This is a genomic window from Flavobacterium sp. (assembly GCF_046317795.1).
Taxonomy (GTDB): Bacteria; Bacteroidota; Bacteroidia; order Flavobacteriales; family Flavobacteriaceae; genus Flavobacterium.
Window position 1 is genome coordinate 1 of the sequence record NZ_JBKCVI010000078.1, and the last position, 11906, is coordinate 11906.

Annotated in this window: 9 protein-coding genes; all 9 read left to right on the forward strand. The window is 35.7% G+C overall.

Going from position 1 to position 11906, the window contains the following annotated elements; genetic code table 11:
- Positions 1-774, forward strand: a 774-nt coding sequence (locus ACK5ON_RS04635) for a cytochrome c3 family protein (protein ID WP_409820325.1), incomplete at its 5' end; no start/stop codon positions are given.
- A gap of 33 nt (positions 775-807) precedes the next feature.
- A complete protein-coding gene (locus ACK5ON_RS04640) occupies positions 808-3870 on the forward strand; it encodes a TAT-variant-translocated molybdopterin oxidoreductase (RefSeq protein WP_409820327.1) in 3063 nt (1020 codons plus the stop codon).
- A 133-nt stretch (positions 3871-4003) separates the two neighbouring features.
- Entirely contained in the window at positions 4004-5413 is a 1410-nt protein-coding gene (nrfD, locus tag ACK5ON_RS04645) for an NrfD/PsrC family molybdoenzyme membrane anchor subunit (RefSeq protein ID WP_409820329.1), read from the forward strand.
- Positions 5414-5421: 8 nt separating this feature from the next.
- A complete protein-coding gene (locus tag ACK5ON_RS04650) occupies positions 5422-5949 on the forward strand; it encodes a DUF3341 domain-containing protein (protein WP_396176479.1) in 528 nt (175 codons plus the stop codon).
- Between the two features lie 8 nt (positions 5950-5957).
- On the forward strand, positions 5958-6521 hold the full coding sequence (locus ACK5ON_RS04655; RefSeq protein WP_396176481.1) for a c-type cytochrome: 564 nt from the start codon (positions 5958-5960) through the stop codon (positions 6519-6521).
- Between the two features lie 27 nt (positions 6522-6548).
- Positions 6549-8048 (forward strand): quinol:cytochrome C oxidoreductase, encoded by a 1500-nt coding sequence (locus tag ACK5ON_RS04660; RefSeq protein WP_409820332.1) that lies wholly within the window; start codon positions 6549-6551, stop codon positions 8046-8048.
- A gap of 19 nt (positions 8049-8067) precedes the next feature.
- The gene (locus ACK5ON_RS04665) at positions 8068-9246 is read left to right on the forward strand and encodes a cytochrome c oxidase subunit II (RefSeq protein WP_409820334.1); all 1179 of its coding nucleotides are present in this window, start codon (positions 8068-8070) and stop codon (positions 9244-9246) included.
- Positions 9247-9271: 25 nt separating this feature from the next.
- Positions 9272-11071 carry a cbb3-type cytochrome c oxidase subunit I gene (locus ACK5ON_RS04670; protein WP_409820336.1) on the forward strand — a complete coding sequence of 600 codons (1800 nt, stop codon included), beginning with the start codon at positions 9272-9274 and terminating at the stop codon, positions 11069-11071.
- Positions 11072-11154: 83 nt separating this feature from the next.
- A partial coding sequence (gene ruvB, locus ACK5ON_RS04675; RefSeq protein WP_409820338.1) for a Holliday junction branch migration DNA helicase RuvB occupies positions 11155-11906 on the forward strand: 752 nt, incomplete at its 3' end.

Consider the following 11906-nt stretch of genomic DNA (forward strand, 5'->3'; position numbering starts at 1 on the left):
TTTGTGAACAATGTATTGACTAAAATAGCCAAAGCAAATGGAATAGAAGTTGCGCCAAAAGAACCAACATTACCAATTTGGAAAGCATTTGCTAAAAACCAATTTTTGGTTTTTGTTTCCTCTGTTTTCTTATTATTAGCGAGTGGCTATTTCTTTTATGGATGGGTAATGCAAATAGGTGTTGACCAAGATTATGCGCCGATACAACCAATTCATTATTCTCACAGAATTCACGCGGGAAGCAATGGTATCAATTGTCAGTATTGTCACTCTGCAGCACGCGTTAGTAAAAATGGTGGTATTCCTTCATTAAATGTATGTATGAACTGCCACAAAAACATTGCCGAAGTTGCAGATACTACTGCAACCCCAGAATACACAAAAGCATTCTATGACGGAGAAATCCAAAAATTATATGATGCTGTGGGTTGGGATAAAGCAAATCAAAAATATACAGGAAAAACAAAACCGGTAAAATGGGTACGTATTCATAACTTGCCTGATTTTGCTTATTTCAATCACTCGCAACACGTAACCGTTGCTGGTATTGAATGTCAAAAATGTCACGGTCCAGTTCAAGAATATGAAATCCAAAAACAATTTGCTCCATTAACCATGGGTTGGTGTATTAAATGTCACCGCGAAACAGATGTTAAGATGGAAGGCAATGCCTATTACACAAAAATTCATGATGAACTTTCAAAAAAATATGGTGTAGACAAATTGACTGCAGCACAAATGGGAGGTTTAGAATGTGGTAAGTGTCACTACTAATAAAATAATTTAAGAAGCTAATATTTATATACGATGTCATCGAACAAAAAATACTGGAAAAGTGTTGAGGAACTAAACGAAAATAGTTCTATTGTTGAGACGCTAAGAAATAATGAATTTGTAGAAGCAATTCCAACAGATGAATTCCTTTCAGACAAAGATTCATTATCATCTTCCTCAACAACTCGTCGTGATTTCTTGAAATACGTTGGATTTAGTACCGCAGCTGCTACGTTGGCGGCTTGCGAAGGTCCAGTACATAAGTCTATACCATACGTTTTACAACCAGAACAAATTATTCCAGGTGTTGCTGATTATTATGCAACGTCTATGTTTGATGGTTTTGATTTTGCTAATTTATTAGTAAAAACTCGTGAAGGTCGTCCGATAAAAATTGAAAACAATACCATAGCTGGAGCTAAGTTTACTGCTAATGCCAGAGTTCACGCTTCGGTATTATCATTATATGACAGTATGCGTCTTAAAGTAACTAAAGTTGCTCAAAAAGAGGCAAATTGGCAAGAAGCTGATTTGAAAATCAAAGCCAGTTTGGCTGATGCAAAAGCAAAAGGTGGACAAGTTGTATTACTAACCAATACATTAGCAAGTCCTTCTACAGAAAAATTAATCGCTGAATTTATTGCAAAAAACCCAACGGCAAAACACGTTGTGTATGATGCAGTTTCAGAGTCGGCTGCTTTAGATGCTTTTGAAACAGTTTATGGCGAAAGAGCTTTAGTTGATTATGATTTTTCAAAAGCCAATACAATTGTTGCTATCGGTGCCGATTTCTTAGGCGATTGGCAAGGTGGAGGATTTGATAGTGGTTATGCCCAGGGAAGAATTCCTCAAGCAGGAAAAATGTCAAAACACTTTCAGTTTGAAGCCAATATGACATTATCTGGTGCTGCTGCTGATAAAAGAGTACCGATGACTGTGGCAAATCAAAAACAAGCTTTAGTTAAAATATACAATATAATTACCGGTTCTTCTGTTGCAACTGGAAAATTAGCCAATGAAGATGTTGTTATTAATGCAGCAAAACAATTAAAAGCTGCAGGAAGCAAAGGTCTTCTAGTTTCAGGTATTCAAGATAAAAATGCACAACTTTTAGTTTTGGCAATTAACCAAGCATTATCTAGTGAAGCATTTTCTACTATTGGAACACGCCAAATTAGAAAAGGTTCTAACGAAAAAGTGGCGCAATTGGTTGCTGATATGAATGCAGGAAGTGTTCATACCTTAATTATGAGTGGTGTAAATCCAGTGTATACTTTGGCAAATAGCGCCGCTTTTGTTAGCGGATTGAAAAAAGTAAAATTATCGGTAGCGTTCTCTTTGAGAGAAGACGAAACAGCATCGATTTCCAATATTGCAGTTCCGGCACCACATTATTTAGAAAGCTGGAATGATTTGGTCTTGACAAAAGGAACGTATTCTTTAACCCAACCAACTATTCGTCCCTTATTCAGTTCAAAACAATTTCAAGAAGGATTATTGTCGTGGAATGGCAACAGTGCTTCCTATTATGATTACATAAAAGGTACTGCTTCAGGTTATACAAATGGTGGAAGTTGGAACAAAACAGTTCACGACGGAATTTATGTTGGAGTTCCATCTGCCGCATCCAGTGGTTCTGCTGATTTTTCCGCTGCAGCTAATGCTTTATCACAATCAAAAACAGCAAGCGGATTTGAATTGGTATTGTATACCAAAACAGGTTTAGGCGATGGTCAACAAGCTAATAATCCTTGGTTACAAGAATTGCCAGACCCAATTACAAGAGTGTCTTGGGATAATTATGTAACTATTTCTAAAGCAGATGCCGAGAAATTAGAATTAGAAAACAAAATTGTAGCTAACGGTGGGCTTAACGGGAGTTATGCTACATTAGAAGCAAATGGAACTAAACTACAAGTTCCAGTAATTGTTCAACCTGGACAAGCAATCGGAACTTTAGGTTTGGCTTTGGGGTATGGTAAAAAAGCCGCTTTAAAAGAAGAAATGCAAGTGGGTGTAAATGCCTATGCTTTATATGCTAACTTTAATAATGTGCAAACAGTTTCTATCAAAAAAGCAGACGGCGAACATGAATTTGCTTGTGTTCAGTCTCAAAAAACGTTGATGGGAAGAGGTGATATTATCAAAGAAACCACTTTAACCATTTTCAATGCAAAATATAATGAGCCAGAAATTTGGAATCCAGTTCCAAAGGTTTCATTAGATCACAAAGAAATAGAAGCAACAAAAGTTGATTTATGGGAGTCTTTTGATCGTTCAGTTGGACATCATTTTAACTTGTCAATCGATTTGAACGCTTGTACCGGTTGTGGTGCTTGTGTTATTGCTTGTCATGCCGAAAACAATGTACCTGTTGTTGGAAAATCAGAAATAAGAAGAAGCCGTGATATGCACTGGTTGCGTATTGACCGATATTATTCTTCTGAAGATACTTTTGAAGGCGACAATAAGAAGAAAAAAGAATTTGATGGTTTGTTTGGCGAAAAAGGATCTTTAGGAGGATTTGGAGAAATGGAAAAACCAGCTGACAATCCACAAGTTGTTTTCCAACCCGTTATGTGTCAACATTGTAATCATGCTCCATGTGAAACAGTTTGTCCTGTTGCTGCAACGTCACATTCACGTCAAGGTCAAAACCACATGGCCTACAACCGTTGTGTAGGGACACGTTATTGTGCCAACAACTGTCCGTATAAAGTACGACGTTTCAACTGGTTTTTATATAATAATAATGATGAATTTGATTTCCACATGAATAATGATTTAGGACGTATGGTTATCAATCCAGATGTAAATGTTCGTTCTCGTGGAGTAATGGAAAAATGTTCGATGTGTATTCAAAAAACACAATCAACCATACTAACAGCAAAACGCGAAGGAAGAGAAGTTGCAACAGATGAATTTTCGACAGCTTGCTCCAGTGCTTGTGCTCCAGGTGCTATAAAATTTGGGGATATCAATAATAAAGCTGACAAAATAACGGAATTAGTTGCCGATAAAAGAGCGTATCACTTGTTAGAAAGTGTTGGAACTAAACCCAATGTGGTTTACCAAGTTAAAGTAAGAAATATTTAAGAAAATAAGTTGGAAGATAGAAGACGGAAGTCAGAAATTATAAAACCTAAAAATAATTATAAAGTAAAATATTGATTGAATTTGCTTTTTTAAAAAAATCGTAAATCTAAAATCATAAATCTAAAATAAAAATATGTCGTCTCATTACGAAGCACCCATTAGAAAACCCTTAGTTATAGGTGATAAATCATATCACGATGTAACAGTAGATGTAGCTGCTCCAGTAGAAGGAAGAGCCAATAAACAGTGGTGGACTGTATTTTCTATCGCATTAGCTGCTTTCCTCTGGGGAATAGCTTGTATCACGTATACAATTTCTACAGGTATTGGAACCTGGGGTTTAAATAAAACAGTTGGTTGGGCTTGGGATATTACTAACTTCGTATGGTGGGTTGGTATTGGTCACGCAGGTACACTTATCTCCGCCGTATTATTATTATTCCGTCAACGATGGAGAATGGCGATTAACCGTTCTGCGGAAGCGATGACCATTTTCTCGGTAATTCAAGCGGGTTTATTTCCAATAATTCACATGGGTCGTCCATGGTTGGCGTATTGGGTTGTGCCAATTCCAAACCAATTCGGTTCGTTGTGGGTTAACTTTAACTCACCATTGCTTTGGGACGTATTTGCAATCTCTACCTATCTTTCGGTTTCATTGGTTTTCTGGTGGACAGGTTTATTGCCCGATTTTGCTATGCTTAGAGACCGAGCAGTAACTCCTTTTAATAAGAAAATTTATTCTATACTATCTTTTGGATGGAGCGGAAGAGCGAAAGATTGGCAACGTTTTGAAGAAGTATCTTTGGTTTTGGCAGGGTTAGCTACTCCATTAGTATTATCGGTTCACACAATTGTATCCTTTGACTTCGCCACTTCTGTAATTCCAGGTTGGCACACCACCATTTTTCCACCTTACTTTGTTGCTGGTGCTGTATTCTCTGGATTTGCTATGGTAAACACCTTGCTTATTATTATGAGAAAAGTATCAAACCTAGAAGCATATATCACCATCCAACATATCGAATTAATGAATATTGTAATCATGATTACAGGTTCTATTGTTGGGGTTGCCTATATTACAGAGTTATTCGTAGCTTGGTATTCGGGAGTTGAATATGAACAATATGCGTTCTTGAATAGAGCTACTGGACCTTACTGGTGGGCCTATTGGTCGATGATGACTTGTAATGTTTTCTCACCTCAGTTTATGTGGTTTAAGAAATTAAGAACAAGTATTATGTTTTCATTTATTATTTCTATTGTAGTAAATATAGGTATGTGGTTTGAACGTTTTGTAATTATCGTAACCTCATTACACAGAGATTATCTTCCATCATCATGGACAATGTTCCAACCTACATTTGTAGATATTGGAATATTTATTGGCACAATTGGTTTCTTTTTTGTTTTATTCTTGTTATATGCTAGAACTTTCCCAGTGATTGCTCAAGCTGAGGTTAAAACAATCTTGAAATCATCGGGAGAAAATTATAAAAAACAAAGAGAATTAGAAGGTCATAATCATTCAGATAAACATTAATAATTGCGATGAGTAGTAATAAAGTAATACACGCTATATATAATGATGATGATATATTAATGGACGCAGTTCACAAAACAAGAGCTGCACATCATCACATTGAAGAAGTTTTTACACCATTCCCTGTTCACGGGTTGGATAAAGCTATGGGAATTGCGCCAACACGATTAGCTATTTGTGCTTTCATTTATGGATGTATCGGTTTAAGTGTAGCTACCATAATGATGAATTATATCATGATTGAAGATTGGCCTCAGGATATTGGAGGAAAACCAAGTTTTGCTTACTATCAAAATATGCCAGCTTTCGTTCCAGTTATGTTTGAAATGACAGTGTTTTTCGCAGCGCATTTAATGGTTATTACTTTTTATATGAGAAGCAGATTATGGCCATTCAAACAAGCCGAAAATCCGGATGTAAGAACTACTGATGATCATTTTTTGATGGAAGTTGCCATACATGATAATGAAGCGGAATTAGTTAAATTCTTCCAAAATACAGGAGCAGTAGAAGTTAAAGTAATTGATACCCATTAATAATAAATATGAAAAGTTTACTTAAAATAGCATTTGTATTAGGTATAATCGTTTCCTTTTCATCATGTAAAGATGATTTGAAACCGAACTATCAATACATGCCCAACATGTACGAGTCTGTGGCGTATGAAACCTATTCAGAGTCTGATGCTTTCAATTCTCCAACTGGTTTAAAAGGTAAAGAAGGGCAATTGCCTGCTAATGGTTCTATTAAAAGAGGATTTGTACCATATGAATATCCAAATACACCTGAAGCACTAGCTTCAATAAAAGCATTAAATCCTAAATCACCACTAGATTCATCTCAAGTTGATATGAAAAAAGCAGAACAACTTTATGCAATATATTGTGCTATATGTCATGGAACTGAAGGAAATGGTAAAGGAAAATTAGTAACCCAAGAAAAATTTTTAGGTGTGCCTAGTTATGCTGACAGAGTGATAAACGAAGCAAGCATTTTCCACGTTGTAACATATGGTTTGAACTCAATGGGTTCTCATGCTAATCAATTAAGCCAAGAAGAACGTTGGCAGGTTGCAGCTTATGTTATGCAGCTAAAAAGTAAATTATAATTCTAGAACAAACAGATAGTTAAAGCTATGTATACATTTTCAAGTAAATTAAAAACATTCTCTTATATTCTGATGCTTGTTGGTGTCCTTGGTATAGGTTATGGTTTTTTCGCTGCACCAAAAACTATTAAAGAGGTAGAGACAATTCTGAAAGCAGAGGAAACTCATCACGAAGGCGGACATGAAGCCACAGCAGCGCATCACGATGCTAAAGCAGAATCTCATCACACTACTACAAATCATGAAGAAGTTGCTAACACTGCTATTGACTCAAAAGTTGATCATACCGAAGCGGTTTCCTCAGTAAAAGATACAATTGCTAAAACAACGTCAACAAATCATGAAGAACACATGAGTAACACCATTGGTGTTAAGAACGAAGAAGCAAATAAACATATTGAACATAAAGAACATGTTGAACACGTTTTTCATCAATTGCAAAACAAACCTTGGGCAGCTTTATATGTAGCTTGTATATTTTTTATGTTAATTTCACTTGGAGCTTTAGCTTTTTATGCCATTCAACAAGTGGCACAAGCGGGTTGGTCTCCAGTATTATTTAGAGTAATGCAAGGAATTACTGCCTATTTATTGCCTGGTTCAATTATCTTTTTTATATTATTATTGTTGTCAGGGTTTCACTTAAACCATCTTTTTGTTTGGATGGCTGACGGAATAACAGATCCTACAAAGCCCAACTATGATCACTTGATTGCTGGTAAATCAGGATATTTGAATTTTCCTTTCTGGATAATTAGAGCATTGTTGTTTTTAACTGTTTGGAATTTATACAGGTATTACTCTAGAAAAAATTGTTTAGCACAAGACGAGTCAAATGACAATAGTTTTTACAAAAAGAATTTCAAATTGTCAGCAGCATTCTTAGTATTCTTTATTGTTTCTGAATCTATAATGTCTTGGGATTGGATTATGTCAGTTGACCCGCATTGGTTCAGTACATTATTTGGATGGTACGTTTTTGCAAGCTTCTTTGTGAGTGGTATTACGACTATTCAAATGGTCACCATATATTTAAAATCAAAAGGATATTTAGAAAATGTGAACTCAAGCCACATTCACGATTTATCTAAATTTATGTTCGGTATTAGTGTGTTCTGGACTTATTTATGGTTCTCCCAATTTATGTTGATTTGGTATGCTAACATACCTGAAGAAGTTACCTATTTTGTTACCAGAATTAATGATTATGGTATTACTTTTTGGGGCGCAGTTGTAATGAATTTTATTTTCCCAATATTACTTTTAATCAATACCGATTTCAAACGTATATTTTGGATTATTGTAATGGCAGGTATCATCATTTTAATTGGACATTATGTTGATTTCTTCAATATGATTATGCCAGCAACAGTTGGAGACAGATGGTTTATTGGAATACCTGAAATTTCATCATTAGCTTTCTTTTTAGGATTATTCATTTATGTTGTATTCAGTGCTTTGACTAAAGCTCCATTGGTACCAAAACGAAATCCTTTCATTGAAGAAAGTAAACATTTTCATTATTAATATTTAAAGTAAATTACAAATGACAACTTTTATGATACTTATAGTTGTAGTTTTATTGGCAGTTGCGCTTTGGCAGTTAACTAAAATTTTTCACTTAACACAGGTTGGAAGAAGAGTAGATGACAGTCCAGTTGCAACAGATAATGATAATAAAGTTAATGGTTATTTAATGTTTGCATTTTTAGGTTTTATTTACTTAACAACAATTTACTGCCTATTAAATTACGGACATTTTCCTTTGATGAGCGATGCTGCTTCTGAACATGGACCAGAAGTGGATAATCTGATGATGATTACCATGGTCTTGATTTTATTTGTTCAAACGATCACCCAAGCATTATTACATTATTTTGCTTTTAAATATAGAGGGAAACAAGGACAAAAAGCATTTTATTTTGCCGACAATAATAAACTAGAATTTATTTGGAGTGTTATTCCAGCTATTGTTTTAGCAGGATTAATTCTATATGGTTTATATGCTTGGACAAACATCATGTTTGTTGATGATAAAGATGCCGATGACGCTATTGTTATCGAACTTTATGCGCAACAATTCAAATGGGAAGCTAGGTATGCTGGAAATGATAAAGTTTTGGGTAAAGCTAATGTTAGATACATAGAAGGAGTAAATAATTTAGGGGTTGATTTATCTGACCCTAATGCTCAGGATGATTTCGCTTCAACAGAATTACATATTCCGAAAGGAAAAAGAATAATATTCAAAATGCGTTCACAAGATGTGTTGCACTCTGCTTACATGCCACATTTCAGAGCTCAAATGAATTGTGTGCCAGGAATGGTGACTAGTTTTTCATTCATTCCATCTGTAACTACTGCAGAAATGAGAGATAAACCAGCCATGATTGAAAAAGTAGCTAACATTAACGCTATACGTGCAAAGAAAAGTATTGATCTTGTGGCAAACGGTCAAGTTGCCCTTGATCCTTACACTTTTGATTTCTTGTTATTATGTAACAAGATTTGTGGAACGTCTCATTACAATATGCAAATGAAGATTGTAGTTGATACACCTGAAGAATATAAAGCTTGGTTAAAAGATAGAAAGACAATTGTTCAAGCAGTTAAAAATGCTGCTGATGAAGCAAAAGCTTCTGAAGTAGCAGCGTCTCAAACTAAAGATTCAATAACTGCAAAAAGCAATGACACTACTGTAGTTGCTCAAGCAGAAATGAAATAGTAATAAAATTTAAAAGTTTACCCATATGTCAGCAGAAGCTCACAACCACGAACACGGTCACGACGAACACGAACACCACCATAAAGATACGTTCATTACTAAATACATTTTTAGTATTGACCACAAAATGATTGCCAAACAATACTTATTAACGGGTATCATTATGGGTGTAATTGGTGTTGGAATGTCATTGCTTTTCAGAATGCAATTGGCTTGGCCAGAACAGTCATTTAAAATATTTAGTTTTTTCTTAGGTGAAAAAATGGCGCCAGGAGGAGTGATGTCAAATGAAACGTATCTTTCTTTGATTACCATTCACGGAACCATCATGGTTTTCTTTGTATTAACTGCCGCTTTAAGTGGAACTTTTAGTAATCTTTTGATTCCCCTTCAAATTGGGGCAAGAGATATGGCATCAGGAATATTAAACATGATTTCCTATTGGTTGTTTTTTGTTTCAAGTGTTGTAATGGTTTCTTCGCTTTTTGTGGAATCTGGACCGGCATCGGCAGGATGGACAATTTATCCACCATTAAGCGCGCTACCACAAGCCATTCCGGGTTCGGGAACAGGTATGACCTTATGGTTAGTTTCGATGGCTATATTCATTGCGGCCTCGCTTTTAGGATCCTTAAATTATATTGTAACTGTAATTAATTTAAGAACAAAAGGAATGTCAATGACAAGATTGCCTCTGACTATATGGGCTTTCTTAATTACTGCTATCATTGGTGTTATTTCTTTCCCAGTTTTATTATCAGCAGCATTGATGTTGATTATGGATAGAAGTTTTGGAACGTCTTTCTTCTTGTCGGATATATATATTGCTGGTGAAGTATTGCATTATCAAGGAGGTTCTCCAGTATTATTTGAACATTTATTTTGGTTCCTTGGGCATCCAGAAGTATATATTATCTTGTTACCTGCATTAGGAATCACTTCCGAAGTTATAGCCACTAACTCTCGTAAACCAATCTTTGGCTACAGAGCGATGATCATGTCGCTAATTGCGATAGCATTTTTGTCAACCATCGTTTGGGGTCACCACATGTTTATTTCTGGGATGAATCCATTCCTTGGTTCGGTATTCACATTTACCACTTTATTAATTGCGATACCTTCTGCGGTAAAAGCATTTAATTATATCACTACGCTTTGGAAAGGAAACTTGCAATTAAATCCTGCGATGTTATTTTCAATTGGATTGGTTTCTACTTTCATCACAGGAGGTTTAACGGGAATCATTTTGGGAGATAGTACTTTGGATATTAACGTTCACGATACGTATTTCGTAGTAGCACACTTCCACTTGGTAATGGGTATTTCAGCTCTTTACGGAATGTTTGCTGGAATTTATCATTGGTTCCCAAAAATGTTCGGAAGAATGATGAACAAAAACTTAGGATACATTCACTTTTGGGTCACTGCAGTTAGTGCTTATGGAGTTTTCTTCCCAATGCACTTCATCGGAATGGCAGGTTTACCACGACGATATTATACCAACACCAACTTCCCTTTATTTGACGATTTGCAAAATGTTAATGTTATCATTACCGTTTTTGCTTTAGTTGGTGGTGCGTTCCAGCTGGTATTCCTTTATAACTTCTTTAGTAGTATTTTCTACGGAAAAAGAACAGTACAAAACCCATGGAAATCGACCACACTGGAATGGACAGCGCCAATAGAACACATACATGGTAACTGGCATGGAGAAATTCCTCATGTTCACAGATGGCCTTATGATTACAGCAAACCAGGACACGAAGATGATTTTGTTCCGCAAAATGTACCAATGAAAGAAGGTGAAGAACAACTACACCACTAATTAATTGCTATAAAAAAACCACAAATGCCTTTCCTTTCGAAAGGCATTTTTATTTGCAACCAACTTTGTTATATATTTGTAGTATGAACGAAAACTTAAATCCAACTAACGATAATTTTAATCCTGAAGAACTTGATCTAGAGAAAAAATTACGGCCATTATCCTTTGATGATTTTACTGGCCAAGAACAAGTATTGGATAACTTAAAAGTTTTTGTTGAAGCAGCCAATCAAAGAGAGGAAGCGCTTGATCATACACTTTTTCACGGACCTCCAGGTTTAGGGAAAACAACTTTGGCTAATATTTTGGCCAATGAATTAGGAGTTGGAATTAAAATCACTTCTGGTCCAGTTCTTGACAAACCCGGAGATTTAGCAGGTTTGCTAACAAACTTAGAAGAAAGAGATGTTTTATTCATTGATGAAATTCATCGCTTGAGTCCAGTGGTCGAAGAATATTTGTATTCGGCAATGGAGGATTTCAAAATTGATATAATGATTGAATCGGGTCCCAATGCCAGAACCGTTCAAATCAATTTAAATCCTTTTACATTGGTAGGAGCAACCACTCGCTCTGGTTTATTGACCGCTCCCATGCGTGCTCGTTTCGGAATACAAAGTCGTTTACAATATTACAATACCGAGCTTTTAACTACCATTGTGCAACGAAGTTCCATGATTTTAAAAATGCCCATAACGATGGAAGCCGCAATAGAAATTGCTGGAAGAAGTAGAGGAACACCCAGAATTGCTAATGCTCTTTTACGTCGTGTTCGTGATTTTGCCCAAATCAAAGGCAATGGAACTATTGATATTGAAATTGCCAGATATTCACT

Coding starts and splice junctions, on each gene's coding strand:
- ACK5ON_RS04640 (WP_409820327.1), top strand. CDS start 808: ATGTCATCGAACAAAAAATACTGGAAAAGTGTTGAGGAACTAAACGAA.
- nrfD (WP_409820329.1), top strand. CDS start 4,004: ATGTCGTCTCATTACGAAGCACCCATTAGAAAACCCTTAGTTATAGGT.
- ACK5ON_RS04650 (WP_396176479.1), top strand. CDS start 5,422: ATGAGTAGTAATAAAGTAATACACGCTATATATAATGATGATGATATA.
- ACK5ON_RS04655 (WP_396176481.1), top strand. CDS start 5,958: ATGAAAAGTTTACTTAAAATAGCATTTGTATTAGGTATAATCGTTTCC.
- ACK5ON_RS04660 (WP_409820332.1), top strand. CDS start 6,549: ATGTATACATTTTCAAGTAAATTAAAAACATTCTCTTATATTCTGATG.
- ACK5ON_RS04665 (WP_409820334.1), top strand. CDS start 8,068: ATGACAACTTTTATGATACTTATAGTTGTAGTTTTATTGGCAGTTGCG.
- ACK5ON_RS04670 (WP_409820336.1), top strand. CDS start 9,272: ATGTCAGCAGAAGCTCACAACCACGAACACGGTCACGACGAACACGAA.